This is a genomic window from Rivularia sp. UHCC 0363, from assembly GCF_034931125.1.
Lineage (GTDB): Bacteria > Cyanobacteriota > Cyanobacteriia > Cyanobacteriales > Nostocaceae > Rivularia.
Map to the genome: position 1 here is coordinate 1 of NZ_JAYGHM010000079.1, position 26274 is coordinate 26274.

Consider the following 26274-nt stretch of genomic DNA (forward strand, 5'->3'; position numbering starts at 1 on the left):
AATAGGGATTATTTAGAATTGCAATGGCTCAATCCAGAACCCTTACTATATTCAGTTTTCAAGGTGCAGTTGCGCCGACCTGATCTAAAATACTGTTTCAGCCAATGGCTTGTCAATAGTGACATAAGAAAAAAAGCTAAAACCCATACACAAAGAGACTTTCAAGGATTGCGCTAACCTCATTGTCAGAAAAAATTGCTGAAACCTAGACGGAGTAAACAATTCAGCTATTCAAATCAATAGACTTTTTCCAACACCCATAGGTTAGCGCAACCAGCTAGCTGATATCAAGCAAAAAATATCGTATTATCCCGTGGCATTTCACCACCAATTCGCTCAACTTTCGGTTGACAACAAGCGCAAAGCGTATAAAAACGGATACTATCTTGCTGCGGTTTAATCACTTTGGAAAGACGCGATCGCAGTTTAGCATACTGAGTATCTGTCAAATCGCACTCAAACACGGAATATTGCATCCACTGTCCGTAAGACTTAAGAATCTTATGAATTCTAGTACGACGCTTATCTTCAGAAATATCGTAGGAAATGACAACAAACATTATATTGGATAATTGGGAGCATCCACTTTCGGCAGATCGCCCTCAGACTAGAAGTCTGGGGCTATACAAACTAAACCCGCCTACGCGGGTTTCAAAGAGTCCCCAGTAAGGCGGACTTCGTTTGTGTAGCCGCGTTCACCGGAGGCATATTCCAATCGCCATTTCTTCCAAAAGTGGATGCTCCCGGATAATTGGGTATTGGAAATAGAAGAATGGGGAGAAAATCAAATTATTAACTCTTAACTCCTAACTTTTATAACTACTTCATAACTAAAGGTGGATATTTATCAGTTTCCCCCATAAGATATTTACCCAACAAACGCGCTTGAATTTCAAAGGTTTCTTGATAATTTTTTTTAATTCCTAAAACAGGATGCTTAAAAGTTGACAGCTTTCTTTCTTGATACAATTTCAGGAATTCATATAATTTATCTTTAGTCAGAGAAACAGCATTACTCACGGGTTCCGTAACAAAATCTGATGGTTTAAAAATTTTCCGGTTGATTGCACCAAGAACTAAAGAATCAACAACCAAAGGACGAAATTCTTCCATTAAATCCAACGCTAAAGATGGTTTACCATAACGCTCTGTGTGTAAATAACCCAAATATGGATCGAACCCAACAATATTTAAAGCACCTTGAACATCGTGACGTAATAAGGAATATCCCAAACTTAAAAGAGAATTTATCGGGTCTATCGGTGGACGACGATTGCGACGATCAAAGCTAAAATCATCGACACGAATAAATTCATTAAAACAGCCAAAATATGCAGCACTTCCGGAACCTTCGCAACCCCGAATCGAATTAACTGTGGTTGATTTTTCCAAAGTTATTAAAGAAGATTCAATTTGACTAATTCCCTTACTTGTATCAATGTCGCGATAGTTTCGCTGAGTTTTCAACAGTGAATTGCGGTAATTCTTTAGCTTACCTCTAACAAACGCTTTAGCTACATGAACAGCTTTAATTGACTCACCAGCAGCTTTCCATTGAGCATTTCGCAAAAAGATATTCTTACTCATTTCCGGCTCCAAACGAGCTATATACTTACCATTAACTGTCAGGAAAGTCAGAGGAATTTTGTTGTGAATCAATTCGGCGATCGCGGCTGGTGAAATACTCGCACGTCCCATAATAACTACACCATCAACCTTTAGTAACGGCACATCTAAAATCGACTTTTTATCAAATTTTATGTTCAGTCTTTCATCAATCTTCGCAATAAAAGCGTCTTCTTGCGTAACGTAAACTGTACCCATGTTTTTCTCCCAGAAAATAATTAAAAACGTTGTGAAACTTCGCGTATCTCCGCATTCAGAGATTAAAATATAAAAAAATCTCAATCAACCTCGCAATATTTAGCAAGCTTATCCGCAACTTTTGGTAAACATTGCTCGTACAAACTACAACCTTTACAGCGTTGACTATAAATAGCTGGAGGCATTTCTCCGGTTTCTAATAATTTAGTAACATCAGCAATAGTCGCGATCGTTTCTGTTCTCAGTTCATCGTTAATTTCTACTAATTGCCGTTGATGAGTTTGAGCATAATAAACATAGCCAGTAGCAATATTATTTCCCGTCATTTCCTCCAAACACAAAGCCTGAGCGCATACCTGTAACTCGTCATTATCCCATTCACCCTTACGTCCGCGCTTGTATTCCACCGGATACCATTCCCCGTGTTCTAACTCAATCAAATCCGATTTTCCGATTAATTGATATTGATCCGACTTCAACCAAATAGCGCGAACCTGCCAAGTTTCCTCTCTATTTCCATCACCAACAGTGTGAACTCGTTCGTGTAAACTCGTTCCTTCAATCGTGTATTGATTATCTGTAAATTCACCCAAACAAAACATCCTCCAACAGCGATGGGGACAATAGGAATATTGATTTAAGGAAGCTATTGTTATGTAATCTGTATTGTTCATTTTGTTTGATTAAAGTTGATAAGATTAAAAAATCTTCTTGTAAGGTGCGTTGGGATGTTCCATTTAACGCATTATTATTTGGAATTTGATTATTTAAAATTTGGTGCGTAAGCTCTGTTAACAGCTTGTTGTGTTTTAATCCATCTGAAAAGAATATCGGATTGTAAATTCATCCCACCCGGAAATCAATTTCCGGGCTAATAGCCAAAGTCTACTGAAGTAGACTAAATATTTAGGGTATATTAGATGGAATATCGTAACGCAAAAAGTTCTAGATCGTGGTGCGTCACGCTGTCGTTAACACACCCTACAAAATACAAATTTATTAACTCCTAACTCCTAATTCTTAACTCCTAACTCCTAATTAACTCTCCTCCCCATCCCCATTCCCATCGTGGTTTTTCTGCCAATTCCGGCAAAGATAGCAAAGTCAGCTAAAGCATTAATTTGTTTAATCTCAAATGCTTCAACATCACCCATAATTCGATAGCTAACTTGACCAATAATACCGATAAATTTGCTGCGAGAATCGGGAACTATTTCGGTGTGAATGTTAATAAAGCTAGGAAAGATTGCATCAAGATTAACATTTGTTAATTCAATACCGCTGTATTTATTCCAACGAGAAAGCAAAGAATTAAACACAGATTCTCTTGTTGGTAACGTGGTGTCATATTTACCTTGACGGAAAGCCGTAGGAGTTGCAAAGTTAAGCGAAATAATCCGCTCCGAGTCGCTGGCTTGGTCGTATAGTTGAGTATAGGGAATTGCGATCGCCCAAGGTTGAGTAGATTGAGCGGTACCTTGGATACTGGTAATATACAAATCAGCAGAACCTAAATGCCAAGGCTGTTGTGGGTTAAGATTTAGCCACAGTTGCGTCAATTTACCAAACAGCGCATCATCAAGCAGAGAAATCCTCCACCAACAAGGAGTACCAGTTGCGATCGGTTCTTGATGTTGGGTTTGTAATTTGTAGCCTTTATTAATCGGAGTTTTGCTGATTTGTAAAGGGGAGAGGGTGAAAGCTTTATCCGCTTGGGAGTCGTGTAAGTAGGTTCCCAATTCTTTATCAACGTAGCTGACAAGAGTGAGGAATAAAGCGTGTAGATGTCTCCCGGTGAGATATTGCGGGTAGATGGGGGATTTTGGTATGAGGTTGAGGATTAAGCTATGAGGCATTTTCGATTTTGGATTTTAGATTTTAGATTTTGGATTGGGGAATACCAAAAAATATTAAGCTATCTTGTAGGGTGCGTGAGTAGGGTGTTGACTCTGTAGCTTTTTTGGCGATCTTACTTCATGCATATTCTCGTTCCCAGGCTCAGCCTATTTGTGACAACTTAAGGTGAAATTAATGATGTCAACTCGTAATTATCGTTAAATCAAGCTTCGTACTGAGTTTTTAGCGAAATTTGGGAATCATGGATTCAAAATTTCGCGATTACTTAACTAAAAATGCTGTTTCCAACCTGGCTTTCAGAGCAAAATTTAAGCATTATTGCTTATTGACAAATTGTTTATATCCTTAAGTTGTCATCAATAGTCTCCGACTGGGAACAAGGAAGGCTGTCATAGAAACTGTATGAAAAATCATGCTTAATTTCCCTTAAAATCAACAGCCTACTGCGTGAGTATGTAACGTACCATCTTCATTCACAGCAACCCAATTTCTAATATGATTAACCTTTAAATCGATACTCCATTTTTGCAGGAATTCTTAGTTTTTCGGAATTAAAGGGATTTTCAAATTGATAAAATTCCCCTTTCCTAATAGTGACATTTTGAATCAAGCTTACGGGAGGCATATTTATCACGTCGTAGCTAACAACTTGATGAGTAAACATGACATCCAGGGGATTTAAAGGATGAGGAAAAGTAAAATCATTAGTTTTTAATTCAAATTTAGTTATTTGGTGAATTTCAACTTCAGCTTTACTCATCCACTTACCCAAACGAATCCATTTTGGTAGTTTACCTTTTAGCTCAATATCCTTTTGAGAAATAATAAAGAATTCAAATTGGCTTTCCGGTGCAATTTCTTTTGCTCTCCCGAAACTAGGAATATTCTTCTGGGTTTTCTCCATCTCAACATGGTAATTATTATTGGCATATTTCCAGGTGTTGAGAACTGATGTATGGTTAATTGAATGTGCTGGAGTAACGTAAATTCCTTGGTTATTTAATGGTGTTAGATGTTCTTCATATTTAGGAACTTGTTCGGGACAAAAGTAACGGTAGGAATCTTCTTGTGCAACGGTAGTCGCGTAAATTTCGCTATCAACTAAACCTAATGCGTAACACAATGCGTAATTATGAATTACAGGTTCGGTTTCGTAGAGTCTGCCGATTTCACGGGTGGCAAAATAAACGCTGTCATGTAATTCTAATTGACAGCAATAAATTATAGTCATAGCTATTACTTCGCTGCTGCTTTTTCTTTGTCTTTATCTTTATCCTTGTTTTTTCCTTTTATATGAACTTTGGCATATTCTTTAGCTTCGTCATCAGCTTTTTTAAGCAGCTTTTTCAATTCTTCTTCGTTAGCGGTAATAGCTTTTACTTCTTTAAGCAATGCTGAAAAATTATCTTTGAGATAATCTTGATGTACAATAAATTCATCAGCCATTTGTGATTCTATAGCTGTTTTCGCAGCAGCAATCACATCATCTTCATCTAAAGGTTCGGGAGAATTGATAGTATTATTAGCTTTCATTTCATCATAAATTGCTTGAGTCCAGCGCAGGTTACTTGTAATTTCACCGTCCGCAAAAATTACCCCAATTAATTCATTTCTGACTCTTCCCGTGCGGGTGGTTTGCGCTCCATAATGACGGGTACGCAGAATATTATTAAAAACGTAGAGAAAACTTGCTTCTGTGGGGTCTTTTAGTGTCACAATGCTAGGAAAGAAAACTTGCGGTCGAATGTGATCTTGCTGATTTATTCGACTGGTAACTTCACCAGGTTTAGAACCATTTTCTCCTTTGGATGTCATCGTACCATTTTCAAAAGGAGCATTTAAGGTAAATGTTTCATGCGATTCATCAAAAGATGTAATTGAAAAAGCCGTATCTACAACAACTTTTGATTTTTCAGAACCAGAATCACCAATTGCAAAACCGTAGATAATACAGTCCGGATTATCCATTGCAAATTTTACATTATATTCACATTCTTCATCTTTCACTAAACCATAATTACGCATTAGTTCGCGACCTACCAAACGTTCTGGTGTTGACTGTTTGCGTTTAAACATGGAAAGACGACTAATTGTATTTTTATCTTTTATTCCCGCTCTAACTCGTGATTTATTTAATTCTCCATCTGTTTGAAATAAAGGATAAGATTCTGTGACGCGGATTGTCAGGAAGTGAACGTATTTTCCCATTGGTTTGTAGGGAATTTCTGTGTGGAATAATTTGGATTCGATTGATTTTAGGAATGTCATTTGATTTTGGATTTTAGATTTTATATTTTGGATTATTTCTCGTCTTTATGAAATGTTTGCAGTAAGAGCTTTAACTCTCAAAAGACTAAAGTCCTTACTATAAAAAAGTCAGCATTTATTCATTCGCAGTTTGGGATAGTATTTCTGAATCATCTTCTTTCTTAGAATCATTACCTTGTTGTTGGTTTTCTTTGTCATTTTCCAGACGATAAAGGAATTCGCAGGTATCGCGAATTAAGTTGATTTGTCTACCAGCTAAACGAGCGCGATCGCCAGCAAATGATTTTTCAAAGATATCCTCGACAAAGTACCTTGCAAATTCAAGTACGGCTTGTCTTTCTTCTTCTCTTTCTCTGTTATTAAATACCCAACGTCCCTCAGCAGTGGAAGCGTGAACTCTATCCATTAATTTGAAAACTTCTGCTGCAACTGCCATAACTAAACTTTCTCCTTTAAATACGCTTAATTCAGCTTTAAGAATAGTTTCGGCTGCAATATCAATCGGTTTTAAGACTGCATTCGATTTAGGATTGTATCGTTTATTAGCTCTATAAAATCTTCGATAAAGTTCGGTTAACTTTTGAGGATGATTTAAACTTGATTCTTCTTCCACAATTAATTCCTCTTGATTGATATCATATTTAACGTAAGGGTCAAAACACGGATAAAAGTTATAAGCGTAAAGTTTAATTTTCTCAATTCTTGCTGTTTCAACTCCCTGTTTTCTCACCCAACGATTGAGATAAGAAAATACATATAACGGACTGGTTTCAAAATCTTTTGCTAGTTCGGTAAATTTACCCCAGTTTGCATCGTAACCGGATTTACCTTGTTTTGCATTAACGTCAAGATGAATTGCATAAGCAGCGGTTAAAATGTTAAGAGGTGCAGAATAATGTTTATTATTATCTTGCCAACCTTCGAGAATGTAATCTAACCGAAACTTATCTTGTTTAACTAAAGCGCGGAATGCATGAGGAACGCTATCTAAAAATACACTTTCTTCAAATTCAGCACCATCATTAAAAGGTGGAATTGGAGACTCGGAAACTACTGTTTTCACATCTAAAATCATCGGAAAAGCAAAAGCTAACCAGCTTGGCATTATCCATGATTCGGTATCGCTAGAATCGCGTCCCGGTGGTAATGCCATGAAGTAAAATGTTAATGGTTGATCTTCAGGATAGGAAAGTTTAAAAGTACGGTCTTTTTTATAATTTGGGTGATCTTCTGGGAGGTTTTTCCGATGTTGTAAATCTTCATCTATTAAAAAAGCGTCAATACTTTGATATTTCTCTTTAGTTAAAGTTGCTTGCAAATCTTTAGTAATAAAATGATTACGAATGCTGGTATCAAAGCGAGTTTGAGCAATACCACTGTAAGCTAATTGTAAAAACTTATTAGTTTCCGGGGTGAAGTAATAAGTCGGATAAAAATAGAGATAGCGGTATTTACCATCTTCAAACCGTTTACCAACAGCTTGAGTTTGATTCATCAAAATTTGCCTCAGCATCATTTCTAAACCCGCAATGCTGGAAATATTGCGTTTAGCGTTTGAACCTCCCAGCATCTGTTTATTTGTATAAACTTGAGGTGTAAATAAAACTGCTGATTCCATTTGCTCGGTAACGGTATAAGCAGAATGAGAAATCGAACAAATTAATTGCTTTCCTCTACCCGATTTTTTAGCAGTATTGTAATTACTCAACTCATCGAGAAAGGTTTCAACTTGATTTTCTACAGTAACTTCTCGATCGCTACCCGGTAACATCACCACCCGTTGAACCCACAATCTTAAATCATCCCAACCATCAGCAAGTTTGTATTGGGACACAATCGGTTCAATTAAGCTTTTTACGTAAGCAATAACTGGTTGACAAATTTCTTTGACATCCTCAATTCCCGGATTATGTTCTAAATATTTAGCAGCAAGGTAATACCATTCATAAGGAACACCTCCAGTATTACCTTTTAATTTATTTTCCTTGAGACTTTTATTAATGTCCTCTATTGCTTTAATTTGCGCTAAATATTCACCTAAATTCCAAAATTCTGCAACTTTGTAAATTAAATCTAATTCAGGTAATTCTGGTAATTTTTTATCTTTCTTCCGTACAGCTTCAAATTGTTTAACCTTCTCACCCCAAATTTTTCTACTAATTAAATCCCCAAATTCTGCTATTTGGTCAATACGAATATCATCAGTAAATTTTAAATCAAAATCACCAGGTAAAACTCCTTTGTCTTGAAAAATTACTAAATTATCACTGCGACTTTTTGCAACAGAATCTTTTTTGGGATGTAAAATACGTAAAGTGGCATCTAAACCAACTTCCATTAAACCAACATCGTCAAAAAACAAGTTGTAGTAGTCAGCATACTTCATTCCTTTCCCATCTCTACCAAAACCAGTTTGTCGCAATCGTAATTGACCCGCGCAAAGTGATTTAATAGTATTAATAACTCTATCCGGTAAATCTTCTGGTGATATAGCAGGAGCATCTCGCGAAGCTAAATAAATTACTCCCGTCGGTAAATATAGCAACGGTTCGTAGTAAGTATCTTGCTCAGTATTTAAACTGCTATGAGCCGCAATTAAAGCATTATTTACAACATTAGTTAATACCCCTCTATTTTCAGCAATGCTGTGATAGGTAAACTGCAACTTATCATCACTCAGAGTTGAAAGAAGCTCCTTAAATTTATAGCTTTGTGCATCTTGAGGATGCTTGATAATAGAAGCCAAAGAGTCAGCCAAACAGGTTAATTCCGAGAGAGCGCGAAGAGTGCGATCGCGCATCACTGGATTTAATCCAAATTCCGAAAAATTCCAGTTCGTATCCCAGCGTCGCTGTGCATTGTAAGCCATACACAACAAATCATCTAGATACTGTTTATAGGCTTCTGGTTCATTAGGATTGATAAACTTATCCAAACCCAACTGGAGAACCTTTTGATCGATAATTTGACGGTGTTTGTCTATAGGTAACTTGCGACAATCATCTGGTACATCTGGGAATTTTTCAAAGTCATGGAGGATAAACCCAGCAACTACCAAACGACGTTCTTCTTCTCGCACTACCCGCATTGCGGTAGTATCAAGTTGTACTAATCGACGTTCAATTAAATTAGCAGGAAATAACCCGTTAAGAAGGTGAGTATTTAAAGATTGATCGCCAGCATTATCCCTTCTAATTTTTGCTTTACCTTCCGCTTCGTTCTTTTGGTCTAATTTATCAAAATATTTCCCACCTTTTGCGGTAACACCGATAGCTATCTGCAATAAGTTTGGTAATACATACTTTGCAAAATCAGCCATTACTTGATCGTCGGGGTTTTGCGATTCAATAGCTTCTCGTAATAGCTTATATGTAAGTAATTCCTGTGCAGTTTCAATAGTCCTGTCAGAAGTTTCAAACCCAAAATCGACATCTTCGTCATCTAACCAATCATTATCTGATTCTGCTTCAGATTCATTGTCTATTTCAAATAGTGATAGTTGTTTATCTGTTTCTAAATCTTTGGCTTTTTTACTCATTATCTACATCCAATGAAATCAAATATTCGTTTATTTGTTTTACGTAAAGAGGGTATTGTTGTAAAGCAAAACTAATTGCTGTAAAAATTTGTCTAGAGTCCATGTCATCATATTCATGTACCAGTCGGTTTCTTAAACCCGAAGATGGTGCTATTCGCTTCGCTAGGTTAGCAGAAATAACATTGTATTTGGCAAGTTCAATAAACGTTTCAAAATTAGTCAGATTATTGCCAGGATATAGCTTAGATAATATATGCGAATTGATATCTATCGCATTTTGAATTATTAATTCTAGAAGTCTTTCTACAGGAAGCTGTTTACGATAATCATTCAAATATTCATCCACAGTAAGCGAGCTAAACTCTTCTAGCCTTTTAATATCTCTATTTATTGAACTCAGTTTTTTTAAAACTATTTCAGTGTTTATATTATTCATTTTATCTACTGGCTCAGTTCTATTTTTATAAGTTGATGTTGTTCTTGTCTAAACTTTTTCAATTCCGATTCATCTCTTAATGAAGTTAATCTGAAATATTCAAAACCTCCAGAATCTTTTTCAAAAAGTAGAATTCCATCACGAGCAACAAAATGTGAAATCAACCAAGAACAATGATTAAGTTCTACGATATCAATGTTGTCAGGATTTATATTCAAAGTTTCTCCAATCAACATCGGCAATTCAAATAATGCACCTGGATTATTGTTTGTACAATAATTTCGTTTATCTTCATCGTATAGAACGGCAAAATCCCAATCACTGTTGCCATGAGTGTTTCCAGTTGCTCTGGAACCAAATAAAACCAGCATTTTTAAATAAGGGATTTTTTCAGGAAGCTGTTGAGACAGTTCTCTAAGCTCTTTGATTGTTGGAGTGCAATTATTTTTACTCATTTTTATTAACTTAAAATCTTTGAATTTAATTTCATATCATAATTTAACAGGTTATTTTTTGAACGGGAAGTTCGTTTTTTTAGTTGTATTATTTATGTACAGATAACTCAATTACAATTCTTGCTAAATCTGGCTAGAGTATGTTTTAAAGCTATGTCCGTGACTTGTTATTAACATCATGGCATTCAAAATAAAGATTGACAAGACTTGTCCGGATAAAAGTGTCCGTATAAAATGAATTGCAGGATAATCCATAGCTTTAGCCTTAAAAATCCATGAATAAGATTTCAACTCATTTATAACCAACTAACCTGGGTGCGTAAACTAAACAAGCTTGTATATCTTCTGCTTCTAACCACGGATAACCTTCCAGTAAAGTTTCAAACGTATCACCAGCAGCCAACATTCCTAAAACGTGTTCAACTGCAAGACGGCGATCGCGAATTATGGGTTTACCTCCAAATATTTTGGGATTAACTGTGATTCTGTTTAAAAGTGTTTGCTCGTTCATGATTTGGATTCAAGATATTTAAGATTTTGTATTTTTAAGAAAGAGAAGGAAGCTTACTTCAAATTAAGTTGCTTTAGGTTTGTTGTTCTCTGAGGTACTCAACCAACCATTTGCTTAACCGCTTTCGGGGGTTTAGAATTCCTACGTCTGAACTTAATACCGCAAGCTACATATAAGGCTTCCTTCCCGGTTTTGGTGGAGTTACCCAGTTTTTTAGGGAAAACCCCACCAAAGCTATGAGTTTTGTTATTTTCTTAGCATCCGATACTCATATTGATTATGAGTAAGCTTTTGCTTCTGAATTTGGTACCCTTTTTTGCGAGCTTCAAACACTGTGTGTCCAAATCGCCAGCTAACGTTTGCGGCTAATTCGTCGCTTGGGTGCCATTTTTCATCCTTGAGGATTGCAATTAATCGTTCAAGATTAGTCAATTTAGCAAGCACTATTATTTATTACCTCCATTGTAAATTTTATTTAACGAATCCTAAAGCCCAAACGCTCAATACAACTGGACTTCAGCGATTTGTTTCTGACAATACAGAATGCGATAGCTCATGTCAATACTTTATAAAAGCTCAGAGTTATTCAACAATTTTATAAGCTTTGACTTATTCAACCCGATATGGCAATCTGATGTAGCAGGTTCTAATCCCTATTAGGGATTGAAACGAATAAGTCTGTGCTTATTACCGTAAGCTTTATACCTGCAACATCTGTCAAGATGTTTAAATTGACTAATCCCTATCAGGGATTGAAACCCCTAACAAATCCAAGTCTCATCCCCCTTACCCTTAAACGTATAAGCCAAAGTATCCAACAACAGCGCTGACTGACTAAAGGCTATAGAATAAGGTGCAGTTGCATCATTAATACTGTACTTATCGCAAATCGGATATATCTGGAAATGCATCGGTAAGCGCGATCGCATTCGCACTTCCGTAACTGAATGACGCAACACGTAACAAACCAAACCTTTTTTCTTCAGCTTTTTATTGATTTCACCAATCCAAGGGTTATCGGGTTGCCAAATTTCTACACCTTTGAGTACTTGAACTTTCCAAGCATCAGCGATGGGTTGCAAGTCTTCAGGATAGACAAATTTCCAATTCAGTCTTTCTTCTCGGTAGTTACGCAATTTCATAAATCCCAGACAGTAAGCGAATCTACCTTTGGGAATCGGTTGTTTAATGCGGGTAGCGGTTTCCTTCAAAGTACCCATAAATGCTTTTTCTGTTAGCATTTCAATATCCAAATTTGCCACAATTCCCGGTAAATCGTAGGTTTTAAATCTATCTGCTTCATTTACCTCTGTTAAATCATATATTCCACATTGCAAAGTACTATAACCCCGGAAACTTGAAGCATCCTCAGCAATTGGATTTCCTTTTTCACCGGAAATTTCTAACCATTTTCTTTCCCATCCTTTAATACATCCAGCTACCCGACTTAATTTAGTATCAAAAACTGATTCGCAAGTTTGACTAAATACTTTTACGCTATCTGCATATTGTTGTTGAATTGTTTTATGTTTCAGTTTCCAGGTAATCTGAATTGACTGTACCCCAGCCCAACGACGATAATAACCGCGAAAATCGTTGATTTGACGATATTTTTCAATAATTTTATTATGAAAGAAAGGACGTTCGTAAACACCGTTTGCTTGCAAGGGTGGTGAATCTCCTTGAAATAAACGTTCTACTAAAAAGTTAGGAATCAGCGTATAAGCTGTATAATTCTCAAACTTGATATCTTCACCATCTTTCTGATAACCATCATGTCTTCCCAATCTTCCCAAACGTTGAATAAAATTACCTGCATCGGCTGATTCAAAGATAAGTAAATTGATTTTAAAATCTACACCGACATCAATTGTGCTGGTTCCTAAAACTAAATCTGCTGCTAAGGAAAGCTCTTTTTGTGTTTTCCCTGATAAGCCTGTATTTTCGCCAACAGTTAAATTATACTCTTGAAATAATTCTTTGAAAAACGGTACTAGTCGCTTGACTGCTGCAATCGAGTTAAGAATAATTGCACCTTTACTACCTGGATAATTTTGAAAGTATTCTAAAATCAAATTGCTGTTCTCTTTTAACCAGGTTTCAGAAGCTTTAAAAGTTGGTTCTAAAGATATAAAATTTAAGGAAATTGGACGGGAAACTTGTCGCCATTTTTGATTTTCTAATTCAAGGGATTCTTCTAAAGTCTCTGGAAATCGATATTTATTTTCTTCAAGGGGATTAATAACCTTGCAGCGGAAACCCGCTTTTTGCAACTTCCCAATTAATTGCTCATCCGGTGTAGCTGAAAGAAACAGAAACTTCTTGCGACGGTTGGTAAACCGAATCAACAGCATCGTATTGATAACGCTAGCAATTTGAGGGGCTGCAAAAACGTGGAATTCATCTAATATAAATAAATCAAAATCTTTATCAATCCTTCCCCATAATTTATCGGGACTATCACCGGGAATCAAATAAGCACCACGATGTAGATAGTGAAAGATATCTGGATTTGTCAGTACAACTTCTGATTGATGGGTGCGGGTTGAAAGCGCAGTACTTTTTTTTAAACCTTCATTTTCTGCATAAATCTCTAAATCTGCACCACTTAACCTTGTAACGCGAGGTTTATTTTTCGGTTGAAATGTTTCAATGTATCCTTTTGTCTGGGTTTCTTGGTCTCGTGCGAGTTCATTGGTAGGATATAGTCCGATAGCATAACTCTCTCCCTGAAGCACTTGCAGATAAGCCGCTAAACTTTTACCGTCCCCCGTCATCGCTGTATTGATCACAACGTCTATTTCCGGATTGCGTAATGCTTTGAGTGTCTCTAGTTGATGCCATACAAGCGTCCATCCATCAGGTAAATTTACAGATGAAGGTATCTCATCAGCAGGACAAGAATATACAGATTTGAGTTGAATATTAAATTCGGACATATCACTAAACAGTGTCCGTAAGTTGTTGTCAATTCACATCATGGCATTCAAAATAGAGATTGACAAGGTATATCCGTATAAAAGTGTCCGTATAAAAAATGAGTAGAAAAGGTCAATCCATAACCTTATCGCTGCGAGAAAGCGACAAAGCCGAATTAGAAAACTTAGCCCTAGAATTTGGCTGTACTTGGGGCGATCGCCCTAACATCTCAAAACTAGTAGAATATATAGCGCGTCATCAGTTGATTATTGCTCCTAATAATGACTGGACGAACGAACGTATCAAGGCTTTAGAAACAGCCCGTAAGGCTTTGATCGATTTAGGTAAAACCGATGAAGCCAAACAAATAGCGCAGTTATTAAAATCTAGAAGCGAATTAACTCTTCCTTTCCGTGAAGAAATTGAAATCTTTCTCAACAATCCTTTACCAGTTTGGAGAAAACAGGTAGATAACTTCATTCACCGACAGCAACCATTTCGCTTGTCGTATCAAGATGCAGCAGAGCGTTTATGGAGTTACACCGTTTTACACGCTCAAGTTATACCAATAGAAAAGCGTCAGTATTTAATGTGTCGTGCGGAAGAATCGGAAGGTAATCAAGATGTGGAAGGATTACAGCATAATTGGACGTTGCGTTTAGATAGGATTCAAGAAGCTGCGGTGGTTTCAATCGATCAAGTTTGGGAAAAAGATTTAGAAAGAATAGCAGTAGAATTTCATTTATCTAGCGGTTTAGCTTTCGCTTACCAACGTAAAACTGAAGATATATTTGTTAGCGAATTAGAAGGCCAACCACCGAGAAAAAGAGTTGTAAGAAATATATCAGGTACATTTTGGTTTTTCCGAGAAATTACTAGATACAGCAAAGACTGCGAAATCATCTCCCCCCCAGAAGTGCGATCGCGCTTCCGAGAAAACCTCAAATCCCTTTGCCAAGCCTACGATTTAGAAATTAAAGACTGAATCTCTACTATCTAGCCCACGCAGGTGGGCTTTGTTTGTATAGCCCCAGACTTCCAGTCTGAGGGCATTATTTACCCCCGCAAAATCCGCGAAATCATCCCATTCGCTTGCGAACCATATCCACCACCAAACAAATTGAAGTGATTCAAAATATGATACAAATTATACAAAGTCTTGCGTTTCTCATACCCATCATTCAAAGGAAACACTTCGTCATAACCTTGATAAAAAGCCCCCGGAAAACCGCCGAAAACCTCCGTCATCGCAATATCAACTTCGCGATCGCCATAATAAGTTGCAGGGTCAAAAATTACGGGTTTTCCCAAATCGGTAAATCCAGCGTTTCCTCCCCACAAATCCCCGTGTACCAAGGAAGGCTGCACTTCATGTCCTGCTAATAACTCTGGAATAGCATTTAATAACTCTTCTCCTTGAGGAAAACTACCACCACGACGCTTTGCCAATTTAAACTGATATCCCAACCGATGTTTAGTAAAAAATTCTACCCAATTTTCCGTCCAAGTATTAATTTGCGGAGTCGAACCAATAGTATTATTTATATCCCAACCAAATTTATTACCGAATTTTTTATGCATCTGAGCTAACTTCCGTCCCATCTCTTCGGAGGATTTACTGTCACCTTTACCCATTTCTAACCACTCTAAAACGATGTAGCAGGAATTTTCCACAGTCCCGTGACAAATAGGTTTGGGAACGCAGATGGTATTAGTATCGTACATTTGCTGTAAACCCAAAGCTTCAGCTTCAAACATCGCTATTTGGGAAGCTTGATTTAACTTCACAAAATAAGACCGCGCACCATCAGTTAAAGAATAACCTTGATTAATGCACCCACCGGAAACACTTCGTCGCTGCTGAGTTTGGAATTTTTCGCCAGTTACTTGGCTAATTTGAGCGTCAATTTCAGTCCACATCGTTTAAAAAAGTTAGGAGTTAGGAGTTAGGAGTTAGGAGTGAGGAGTTAGGAGTTAGAATCCTAAAGTATTTTACAACTAAATAAAACACAATATTTGAATTAAAACTTTTATGGTACAAGCATCGCAAGCCCTATAGGATTTTACTTAATGAAGATGAAATCGCTATCCTATAAAATAAAATTAGAAATAAGTAATAAAGTTATAACTCCTAACTCCTCACTCCTAACTCCTCACTCCTCACTTCCAACTCCTAACTCCTCACTCCTAACTCTTAACTCCTAACTTTCTCCCGGTTTCATCACCACTACCCCATAAGCATCAGCAGATAAATATGTTTTTGCAGCTTGCATCAAAGTATCTGCATCTTGCGCTTGAATATGATAGGGAAAATCAAAAGCTGGTTCTAAATCACCCACTAATGTTTGATAGTAACCGTATAAATTAGCGCGATCGCTTGGTCTTTCGTTGGCAAAAATAAATTTATTGGCTACACGTTTGCGAACTCGGCTGATTTCTGATTGTTCTATTTGTGTTTGAATTTTACGAATATGTTCAACTATTGCTTCTTCTACAGCAGCTAAGTTTTCTACCTCACAATGAGCTGCAATGTAAAAAGTTCCCTGTAGCTGATTGGTCATATTGCTTACAGATATATAGTTAACCAGTTCGCGTTTCTCGCGTAAATCGTTCCATAATCTGGATGTGCGTCCGTGTCCTAAAATCGCTGAAAGCACGTCCAGCGCATAAGTTTGACTTAGCTGCATTAACCCAGGAACCCGCCACATCATAATTAATCTTGCTTGTTGGAGGCTTTCGTCAACGCATTCTTTACGAACAATTTCCGTAAACGCTGATTCTGGCTGTAAAGATGCAATATCTTGGGTTTCTATATTACCTATATCTCGCGTTTCCACATTTGCAAAGCTTTCAGCGATAATATCAATCAACTCTTCTTCAGGTAAATTACCTACAGCAACAGCAGTAATTGACTTTGGTTGATATTGCTGAGCGTGAAAAGAGCGCATTTGCTCTACTTTAAGTTGAGAAATTACCGCTTCAGGTCCTAATACCGGACGACGATATGGTAACTTTTCAAAAGCAGTTTCCATCGATCTGGCAAAATTACGACGTTGGGGATTATCTTCGCTCCGTCTAATTTCTTCCAGCACTACCAAACGTTCCCGTTCAAAAGCATCATCGGGAATGCGAGCATTCATTACGACATCAACTTGCAGAGGTGCTAGTTTTGCAAAATCTTGAGGAGCAGCAGTTACATAATAATGAGTGTAATCTTGACTGGTAGCGGCATTGGTAACGGCACCACGCTCTTCAATTCTACGTTCAAATTCTCCGCTTGCGAGTCGTTTAGTTCCTTTAAAAATCATATGCTCTAAAAAGTGAGCCATACCGTTAATCGCATCACTTTCAGCAGTAGAACCCACGTTAACCCATAAATTGAGGTTAACCGCTTCTACCGGCATTTGCTCTGCTACTATCGTCAAACCATTTGGTAAGTGTCGTAGCTTCGGGGCATTTAGACGAGGAAATTCTAGCAGAGTTGAGGACATTTGTAGTTATGAATCGAGCGTCTTACTTCTTTATCATAACTAGAACTTATTCAAATACTTTAAATAGGGAATAGAATGTGTCGGTCGTTTTTTTTAGCACAAAGCGGGCAGAATGCACGTATCATAAAATGATAAAACACTATAGTCATCTAATTTTATTTATTTGAAGAAACTTTTAATGGTAAAAACATTTTCAAAAACTCTAACCTTAGAAGAATTTCTCAAGCTTCCAGAAACAAAACCCGCCAGCGAATATATCAACGGTAAAATTATTCAAAAACCTATGCCAAAAACTCGCCACTCTAGACTTCAGGCAAAGTTTACTACCAAGATTAATAATGTTACTGAAGAGAAGCAGATAGCTTATGCATTTCCAGAGTTGCGATGTACTTTTGGCGGACGTTCGATTGTGCCTGATGTCGCAATTCTTAGCTGGAATCGGATTGAATTTGATGAAGAAGGAGAACCTGTAGATGATGTACTTGTTGCTCCAGATTGGACAATAGAAATTTTATCTCCACAACAAAGTTCTAATAAAGTTACGGGAAATATCCTTCACTGTTTGCGACATGGTTGTCAACTTGGATGGTTGGTTGACCCTGATGATAAATCTATCTTAATTTTTCTACCCAATCAACAACCAGAATTATTTCAAGGTAGCGATAAATTAACTGTCTTGGATAATATTGATATTGAGTTAACAGCAGAGGAAGTTTTTGGTTGGTTGAAGATGCGTGTAGAGACGTAGCAATGCTACGTCTCCAAAATCTCGCAGAATAACCCAAAATTGTGGTTTATCATACAACACCCCATTCTTATAATTATCCCCAACACCCACAACAACCCAAAAGCTATAAAATAATAAATATATTAAGAAATTTAAACTAAACATTAAACATCAATGTCAAAAGGGAAGGGGAAATCCCGTGTAGTCGTTATCGGCGCTGGAATTGGCGGACTTACCGCTGGCGCTTTATTAGCACGTAGAGGTTACAAAGTATTAATTTTAGACCAAGCGATTGTACCGGGAGGTTGTGCTTCCACTTTCAAACGCAAGGGCTTTACTTTTGATGTTGGTGCTACTCAAGTCGCGGGTTTGGAACCAGGAGGAATTCATCACCGTATTTTTTCTGAGTTAGAAATAGACCTACCCGAAGCTACACCTTGTGACCCTGCTTGTGCGGTATACTTACCTGGAGAAACTACTCCTATCAACGTTTGGCGCAATCCGCAGAAATGGCAAGAAGAGCGATCGCGACAGTTCCCCGGAAGCGAACCTTTTTGGAATTTACTTTCAACGTTATTCAAAGCAAGTTGGAAATTTCAAGCCCGCGACCCCGTACTACCGCCACGTAATTGGTGGGATTTACTACAGTTAACTACCGCCGTGCGTCCGGATACTTTAATTACTGTCCCCTATACTTTGTTTACTGTTGGAGATGCTCTACGTTTCACCGGACAAGGTAAAAATCAACGTTTAAGAACGTTTTTAGATTTGCAGTTAAAGCTATATTCCCAAGTAAATGCAGAAGAAACGGCGCTACTTTATGCGGCAACTGCATTGAGCGTATCTCAAGAACCGCAAGGATTGTACCACCTGGAAGGAAGTATGCAGGTATTGAGCGGTCGCCTAGTAGAATCCCTTAAAAGAGACGAGGGCAAGTTATTGATGCGTCATACAGTAGAACAGATTAAAGTAGAAAACAATCGAGTTAGCGCGGTAGTTATTCGCGATCGAAAAGGAGAATCTTGGACTGAATCAGCAGACCATGTAGTTGCGAATGTTACAGTTCAAAATTTAGTCCAGTTGCTCGGAGAAAAAGCTCCCAGGGGTTATAAAAAACGAGTTGAAAAGTTACCCCCGGCATCCGGTGCATTTGTCATTTATTTGGGTGTTGACCAAAGTGCGATTCCCCCCGAATGTCCGCCACACCTACAGTTTCTCTACGATGCCAAGGGTCTCATTGGCGAAAATAACTCGCTGTTTGTTTCTGTGAGTCGTCCCGGTGATGGTCGTGCTGCTGCGGGGAAAGCCACAATTATTGCTTCTTCTTTTGTTGATGCAGATAGATGGTTTGATGACGAAAATTACGAATATTTAAAGCAAGATTTTACACAACAAGCCATATCTCATCTTAGTAAGTTTTTCTACCTAAAACCAGAAACGATTATTCATGTAGAAGCAGCAACACCCCGGACTTTTGCTAACTTTACCGCTAGGGATAAAGGAATCGTCGGTGGAATCGGTCAAAGAATTCCGACTTTTGGCCCCTTTGGTTTTGCCAATCGTACACCAATCAAGAATTTGTGGTTGGTGGGTGATTCAACTCATCCCGGTGAAGGTACTGCGGGAGTCAGTTATTCAGCTTTGACAGTGGTGAGACAGATTGAGAGTTAGCAAAGTTGTATTACATTATGCCTAAAATATACACAAAAAAATAAGTATAATATTTAATTATACGTATATTTACTGGATAAACTTGTATGCAACAGCCTGCTTCAGATACTCAACAAAAACTCACTGATAAAATTGCCAAATGGAAAGCTGGGCTGGCTGATTTGGGAAGACGGAATCCTTTAATCAAGTTTAAGCAAGATAGTCCCCGAAGTTTGGAGATTTTGACAGATGAGCTAGATATTCTCTTCAAAAATCTCACAGAAGGGAAAAAGTCACTTAAATTTCAAATGCTTGATAGCGAATATCAAGATATTTCCTTATCAAAAACAATTAAAGCATTACCAGGGAAAAATAATTCTTTAGAATTAATCACTCGTCAAACAGGTAACGAGCAACTAAAACGGCTCAAAAAAATTCGTGGTGAAGCAAGACGTTCATTTGAGGAACGAGGAGTAAATAGTTTATTTCTGGTATTGGGAACTTTGACTTGGTATGACAAAGATAAACCAGAAGATACTTTACTCTCACCACTAATTTTAGTTCCTGTAGAACTAATTAAGGAGCCGAGAAAAGATGCATATAAATTATCTGTCTTGGATGAGGATATTGTTTTAAATCCTGCTTTGGGACAGAAGTTAAAACAAAACTTTGGGATTGATTTTCCAGAAGCAGAAACATTACAGGAATTAAATCACAGCGAAATTATCGATCAAGTCCGTGAAGCTTTGGTAGAACACAAGACATGGGAAATTAAAGAGAATGTATTTTTGTCATTATTCTCTTATGCTAAAGCTGCAATGGTTCGGGACATGGTTGAAAATGAAGCTCTGATATTTTCTCACCCAATTTTGCAAGCAATTAGTGGAGATTTGAATAATTATCAGTCTAATTATCAAGAACCCATCGCTGCATCAGCTTTAGATTTACAAGTTAAACCGGAACGAATCTTTCAAATTCTTGATGCTGATTCTAGCCAACAAGTTGTTATTGAAGCTGCAAAATCTGGCTCTAGTTTTGTTGTTCAAGGACCACCAGGAACGGGGAAAAGTCAAACTATTGTAAATATGATTGCCGAACTTATTGGTGATGGTAAATCTGTTTTATTAGTTGCTGAAAAAGAGACTGCACTCAGCGTTGTTTATAAACGTATGGCTGAATGTAGTTTAGAACATATATGTCTTAATCTACACCATAGCGGCACTACAGATAAACGAGAACTTGTAAATAATTTATCGAAAACAATTGATGATCTTTCACAAGTATCTGAAGCAGAAAATCATCATCTTTTCTTTGAAAGACTGGTTTCTACTCGTCAATCGCTAAATTCATATCTTACAAGTTTACATTCCAAACAAAAGCCTTTAGATAAATCACCTTTTGAGATTTTTGGCGAACTTTTAAGAAAAGAGCATCAAGGAGTTCCGAATATAAATGTTATATTTTCTAATTTCAGCCAGTGGAATCCGAATAGATTGCAAGAAGCAAAAGATTTATTGAACCAGTTAGCACAATTTTTACCTTTTTTTAAAGGAGATAAAACAACTATTTGGGCAAAAAGCTCTATTAATTCTTATTCTTACGAACTTGAATTGGAAATTCGAGAAAAAATTCAAGATTTGCTACAAGCTATTGATTCTATACAAGAAATTAGCGAACAACTTCAAGCAAAGCTGCGGATTCAGCCTTTATCTAATCCGGAATCTTTAGATACTTATTATCCAGCCTTTTCTCATATACTAAAAGCTCCACTTCATCTGCCAGAAAATTGTTTTGGGATAGATATATCTATTGCTCAAAATGCTTACAGTCAGTTAAAAGAAAATATTCAATATTTGGAAGATAATGAGCCACTTGTAAAACAAAAGTATGATTCTGAGTTATTTGGTTCTGAATTGCCTGCTTTGAATAATAGATTTCAGAGATATAGCAGCTTTTGGCTATTTCGCGTTTTTAATTATGAATATAAAAACGATTTTAAATATTTGAAAAAATTACATATTAAAAATAGTAATATATTATTCAATGAATTGAAGCGCGATTTAGCAATAGCTGTTCAAGTACAAGCAGTAAGAAACCAACTATATGAAAATAACTATCCTGCACATCAGATTTTCGGGTCTTTATTTAGCCCACAATTTTCTAATAAAACCGAGTTAAAGCCAATTAAAGATGCTTTAAAATGGTTAACTAAATTACATAAATACTCGTTTGATAATACTTCTATTGAAAATATTATAAATTTTCCTAACAAGAGGCGGGAATTTGAGGCATTAGTTCATAAATTTGAATTAACTCATAACAATATCAAGCAGGGTTTAGATTTTCTCTTATCTTACTTTAACGAAAGTAATATTACAGATTCTTATTTACCTATAAATAAAGTTACTTTCGTAGAATTAGAAAGTTTCCTCAATTTAGCTCAATCAGAACTATCTGACTTTCAAGGATGGTTAACATACAAAAAAACCTACGAAAAACTCAAAAATTTGAGAGCTACAAAACTTTTAGATGCTTTACGCGAACATAATTTAGAATCTAAGCTTTGGTTCCCAATTTTAGAAAAACGGATTTATCAAATATGTCTTGATGCTATCCTTGCTGAAAAACCTGAGCTAAAAAGTTTTAATGTTGAGGTACACGAAAGACAAATCAAAGAATTTGCTACACTCGACTATAGCCAATTTAATGCTGCTAAAGAACGTTTAAAACAGCATCACCTCCAACGCTGGGAAGAATGCGAAAAAACTTCAATTATTCAAGCTGAATTACCAAAGTTGAAAAAAGAAGTAACTAAAAAACGGCAACATTTAGCCATTCGTAAATTGCTCAACGATAAACAAAAGGGAATTCCAAATCTTGTCAAAGCTTTAAAACCTTGCTGGATGATGAGTCCGCTTTCCGTCAGTCAATATGTTAATGCTGATGTAGTTCATTTTGATGTTCTTATTTTTGATGAAGCATCTCAACTTCGCACAGAAGATGTTGTTCCTTCAATTATCCGTTCCGATCAAGTTATTATCATTGGCGATCGCAAGCAGCTACCTCCCACCTCATTCTTCTCAACCGGAGACAGCGAGCAAGATTCAGATGATGAAGATGATGCAAGTTATGAAAGCGTTTTAGATGAATGTTCAAATTTTATGTTTGGACGTACTTTAAAATGGCACTATCGCAGCCAAGATGAGCGTTTGATTGCTTTCTCCAACAAACATTTTTACGATTCTCAATTAGTAACTTTTCCTAACCCAGTTCAAAATCCAGATTTGGGAGTATGGTTTAAACACGTTCCCGATGGTATTTATGATCGCGGTGGACGCAGGGACAATCAACGGGAAGCAGAAGTAGTTGCTCAACTTACATTAGAACATTTTCAACAGTTTCCCGACCAATCACTTGGTATTATTGCTTTTAGTGAAGCTCAAGCTGATGCAATTGGGGAGCAAATAGAAATTTTGGGAAAAGAATATCCCGAATTAGAAATAAATTGCAGCGATAATTCACCTCAGTTTTTTATCAAAGCGCTGGAAAATGTTCAAGGTGATGAGCGAGATGCAATTATAATTAGCGTTGGTTATGCTCGCGATTCTCAAGGGAAGTTTTCTCTTAACTTTGGACCTCTAATTAAACAAGGTGGAGAAAGACGGTTAAATGTAGCCGTGACACGAGCAAAAAGAAAGCTTACTTTAGTATCTTCGATTGTGGCTGGTGATATAGATACCACACGCACCAAAAGTGAAGGTATAAGATTACTACGCGATTATTTAGAGTATGTTGCTAGCGGTGGCGAAAGACTTGAAGGTAATGTTTATACTGACAAGCTAAAATTTGATTCGCCCTTTGAAGAAGATGTTTATCATGCATTAGCAGATAAAGGCTATATTCTTCGTACACAAGTAGGATGCTCCGGTTATCGAATTGATTTAGGAGTAGTCAATAAAAATCGTCCGGGTGAGTTTTTGTTAGGAATTGAATGCGATGGTGCATCTTATCATAGTTCTCCTACCGCAAGGGATCGCGATCGTTTAAGACAACAAGTTCTAGAAAGATTAGGCTGGAAAATTCATCGAATTTGGTCAACAGATTGGTTTCGTAACAAACCCGCTCAAGTTCGTCTTTTGATAGAAAAGATTGAACAACTACAACAAATAAACAAGTAAGGGACTTACAAATTAAAAAATATCTAATGACGGAATTCATATTAGGTAGTGCGAGCATCTTGCTCGCTTGAGATACGGAGCCAGATGCTCGCACTATTGTTGATAAATTATTTTTTGGAAGTCCCTAAGTGACAGTTGCGGCTACTGCTATATATAAAAACTGCTTTACCCATGTTCCCTAAGCAAAAAACCCTCCATAAAAGAGGGCTTCATCTGTAATTTAAAGAAATGTTAGAACAAATATTCTCTAATCTTCTACGAATAAATAACTGGTAACTGATAACTGGTAACTGCTCACTGATTACAAAGTATTACCAGTTTCTGGTTGGGGTTCGGGAATTGTTGGCTCAATGAATTGTGGTTCTGGTTCGGGTGGATTCAAAAAATCACGCCAGGTACGGATTTGGTCTTGCGCTGCACCATAAGCTTGCGTACCCTGGGGAACCAATTTGGCTGTTTCAATCGCACGAATGATATCGGACTGACCTTGAGTGCGAGCTATATCTAATAATTGCTGACTCCACCGATCCATCGCAACTCTAGCATCGGAGCGTAAACCCGTACCTCTAGGTACTCGTCGCGCTAACCTAATTGCTTGTGATAAAGCATTTGGAGTTCCACCTAAAGCCACTTCTCGCGCTCTTCTCCAATTATCTCTGGCGGCAATTTCAGCTTGCCATTCATTTATATCATTTTGAGCTTGTCGCGATAGTACTCTTCCCGACCTAATTTGTTTTGCCGTATTAATTGCGTTATTTAAATCACCGCTATTTGCAAGCGATCGGGCTTGATCTAAATAAGGCTGGTCTTCTGCTTGCTGAACTTTGCCAGTCCAACTCACTATTTTTTTCTGTGCTTCTCGATACAAAGCTCGTCCGCGACCAATTCTATTTGCTTCGGCGATCGCTGCTTTTAAGGAGGAAGTGTCTCCAAATAATGCAAGCTCTTCAGCACGATCTAAAAACGGTCTATCTTCAATAGTTTGGACTTGAGAAGCCCAATCATTAATTTCTTTTCTGGCTTCTTGACCGCGAGGGTTGTTTGTGGGAATCAGTTTTGCTTCAGCGATCGCGGCTGATAAATTCCCAATTGTTCCTTGACTTGCAAGGGTTCGCGCTTTTTCCAAACGAGAAACATCTTGTATTTCCAATTGCCAACTAGCAATCAATTTCTGAGCTTTTTGATAAATTGGTCGATTTGAATCAATTTGCTGTGCGGAACTAATAGCAGCTTCTAAACCGGAAACTGTTCCAGTCCAAGCGTTTCGTTGCGCTTCAGCCAAAGAGATAAAATCTGTTGTTTCTGGTTCGATTCCAGAAATAGGGGGAATTCTTTGAGCAATATAAATAGCTTCGTCTGCATCCCTTTGCTCTAATTTCTTTTCGGCTAATTCCAGTATCTTTAATCCAAAATCTGGAATTGCTTCTTGAGCTTTCTGATAAACGTAGCTGCTTTTGCCAATCGATTGCGCTAGTTTAATCGCTCTAAGTATTTGATCTACATTTCTACTCTTAGCTAAACCTTCAGCTTGTGCTAATTTTTCGCCATCTTCTTTAGCTGAAACAATTAAGTTATTTAATTCTTCGTACTTAGTACTTGCCCAAAATCTATTATCCAAACGTAGCAATTTTGCCGACACCATGAAAGCTTGATTCCAACGCTGTTCGCGCATTTCACCTTCTGCTTCTTTGTAAATACCAGTAGCTTTTGACCAAATCAACTTCCAACTGTCAATTTGACCATCTACCAATTTAGATGCAGAAAGATCTTTGGGTAATTTACGAGCAATTTCAATCGCTTCCTCTAATTTACCTTCTTGGAAACTTTCATCGGCTAATTCCAATACTTTACGAGACCATTCTTCCACATAACGGTTAATTTCCGAATGCAATGGATGACTTGCTGGCAAATTCTTGACCAAATCAATTGCTTGCAGCAAATCTTTGACCGTTTCCTTAGAAGCTGCTAACTCCGCACAGTGTATTCGTACCGAAGCACTAGCCAAAGGCCAGAAAATTGAAGGACAGTTAGGGGCTGACGGCAACTTTAACAGAATTGCCATTGCCATAAATCCAATTGTACCGGGAATGAACGCTAATAAGAACGTCCACAAAACCCAACTCGTGAGCCAGCGCGGTAATTTTCTTGAATCACCCTTTGCCGGAATAGTTTTTTTTGAATGACTTTGCCAAGTCAATTTTTTTGAATTGCTTTTGTTTTTACTTGACACTGAATTAGCGTTAGAACCAGTAATCGGGACACCAGACTTACGACTAGCCGATTGTTCCGTTTTGAATAATCGAGTCATTTCATCTGACTGCGTTCTTCTCGCTGATGACCAGTCTTCTGGGGTATCCCGTTCTGCCATCTCTCACACCACACTTATATTAACAAGGGTTCGTCGATTCGAGGAAGCGAAA

The 26274-nt window shown here is 37.4% G+C and carries 18 protein-coding genes; 4 read left to right on the top strand and 14 right to left on the bottom strand.

All coding sequences use genetic code 11. From position 1 onward, the window contains the following. Positions 1-287 precede the first annotated feature (287 nt). The 11 genes from cas2 to cas3 all read right to left on the bottom strand — a co-directional run bounded on the left by cas2 (position 288) and on the right by cas3 (position 13828). On the bottom strand, positions 288-560 hold the full coding sequence (gene cas2 / locus VB797_RS29955) for a CRISPR-associated endonuclease Cas2 (protein ID WP_323241419.1): 273 nt from the start codon (positions 558-560) through the stop codon (positions 288-290). Positions 561-819: 259 nt separating this feature from the next. Beyond that, entirely contained in the window at positions 820-1824 is a 1005-nt protein-coding gene (gene cas1d, locus VB797_RS29960; protein WP_323241420.1) for a type I-D CRISPR-associated endonuclease Cas1d, read from the bottom strand. Between the two features lie 80 nt (positions 1825-1904). Continuing rightward, complete coding sequence (gene cas4 / locus VB797_RS29965) at positions 1905-2498, bottom strand: CRISPR-associated protein Cas4 (protein ID WP_323241421.1); 594 nt, start codon at positions 2496-2498, stop codon at positions 1905-1907. A gap of 360 nt (positions 2499-2858) precedes the next feature. Next, on the bottom strand, positions 2859-3680 hold the full coding sequence (gene cas6, locus VB797_RS29970) for a CRISPR-associated endoribonuclease Cas6 (RefSeq protein WP_323241422.1): 822 nt from the start codon (positions 3678-3680) through the stop codon (positions 2859-2861). Between the two features lie 500 nt (positions 3681-4180). After that, entirely contained in the window at positions 4181-4912 is a 732-nt protein-coding gene (gene cas5d / locus VB797_RS29975) for a type I-D CRISPR-associated protein Cas5/Csc1 (protein ID WP_323241423.1), read from the bottom strand. A 5-nt stretch (positions 4913-4917) separates the two neighbouring features. Continuing rightward, positions 4918-5949: a type I-D CRISPR-associated protein Cas7/Csc2 gene (gene cas7d / locus VB797_RS29980; RefSeq protein ID WP_323241424.1), complete on the bottom strand. Its 1032-nt coding sequence runs from the start codon at positions 5947-5949 to the stop codon at positions 4918-4920. 115 nt (positions 5950-6064) lie between these two features. After that, entirely contained in the window at positions 6065-9487 is a 3423-nt protein-coding gene (gene cas10d / locus VB797_RS29985) for a type I-D CRISPR-associated protein Cas10d/Csc3 (protein WP_323241425.1), read from the bottom strand. Continuing rightward, a complete protein-coding gene (gene hepT, locus VB797_RS29990) occupies positions 9480-9923 on the bottom strand; it encodes a type VII toxin-antitoxin system HepT family RNase toxin (RefSeq protein WP_323241426.1) in 444 nt (147 codons plus the stop codon). The genes cas10d and hepT overlap by 8 nt, the downstream gene beginning before the upstream one ends. A gap of 5 nt (positions 9924-9928) precedes the next feature. After that, complete coding sequence (mntA, locus tag VB797_RS29995) at positions 9929-10378, bottom strand: type VII toxin-antitoxin system MntA family adenylyltransferase antitoxin (protein WP_323241427.1); 450 nt, start codon at positions 10376-10378, stop codon at positions 9929-9931. A gap of 292 nt (positions 10379-10670) precedes the next feature. Continuing rightward, positions 10671-10889: a DUF433 domain-containing protein gene (locus VB797_RS30000; protein ID WP_323241428.1), complete on the bottom strand. Its 219-nt coding sequence runs from the start codon at positions 10887-10889 to the stop codon at positions 10671-10673. A gap of 761 nt (positions 10890-11650) precedes the next feature. Continuing rightward, a complete protein-coding gene (cas3, locus tag VB797_RS30005) occupies positions 11651-13828 on the bottom strand; it encodes a type I-D CRISPR-associated helicase Cas3' (RefSeq protein ID WP_323241429.1) in 2178 nt (725 codons plus the stop codon). A gap of 98 nt (positions 13829-13926) precedes the next feature. Here cas3 and VB797_RS30010 point away from each other — a divergent pair, with 98 nt between their 5' ends. Then, on the top strand, positions 13927-14793 hold the full coding sequence (locus VB797_RS30010) for a WYL domain-containing protein (protein WP_323241430.1): 867 nt from the start codon (positions 13927-13929) through the stop codon (positions 14791-14793). 71 nt (positions 14794-14864) lie between these two features. On the opposite strand, the gene VB797_RS30015 is transcribed toward VB797_RS30010, so the two are convergent. Together VB797_RS30015 and VB797_RS30020 are read right to left on the bottom strand one after the other, a co-directional pair. Further along, the gene (locus VB797_RS30015) at positions 14865-15728 is read right to left on the bottom strand and encodes a fructosamine kinase family protein (RefSeq protein WP_323241431.1); all 864 of its coding nucleotides are present in this window, start codon (positions 15726-15728) and stop codon (positions 14865-14867) included. A gap of 281 nt (positions 15729-16009) precedes the next feature. Then, complete coding sequence (locus VB797_RS30020; protein WP_323241432.1) at positions 16010-17299, bottom strand: pitrilysin family protein; 1290 nt, start codon at positions 17297-17299, stop codon at positions 16010-16012. A 178-nt stretch (positions 17300-17477) separates the two neighbouring features. On the opposite strand from VB797_RS30020, the gene VB797_RS30025 reads away from it, so the two are divergent. The 3 genes from VB797_RS30025 to VB797_RS30035 all read left to right on the top strand — a co-directional run bounded on the left by VB797_RS30025 (position 17478) and on the right by VB797_RS30035 (position 23854). Continuing rightward, positions 17478-18047 carry a Uma2 family endonuclease gene (locus VB797_RS30025; RefSeq protein WP_323241433.1) on the top strand — a complete coding sequence of 190 codons (570 nt, stop codon included), beginning with the start codon at positions 17478-17480 and terminating at the stop codon, positions 18045-18047. Between the two features lie 153 nt (positions 18048-18200). Continuing rightward, positions 18201-19697, top strand: a complete 1497-nt coding sequence (gene crtD, locus VB797_RS30030) for a C-3',4' desaturase CrtD (protein ID WP_323241434.1) — start codon at positions 18201-18203, stop codon at positions 19695-19697. 86 nt (positions 19698-19783) lie between these two features. Beyond that, positions 19784-23854, top strand: a complete 4071-nt coding sequence (locus tag VB797_RS30035) for a DUF4011 domain-containing protein (RefSeq protein WP_323241435.1) — start codon at positions 19784-19786, stop codon at positions 23852-23854. 301 nt (positions 23855-24155) lie between these two features. On the opposite strand, the gene VB797_RS30040 is transcribed toward VB797_RS30035, so the two are convergent. Then, a complete protein-coding gene (locus VB797_RS30040; RefSeq protein WP_323241436.1) occupies positions 24156-26222 on the bottom strand; it encodes a chromosome segregation ATPase in 2067 nt (688 codons plus the stop codon). Positions 26223-26274 lie beyond the last annotated feature (52 nt).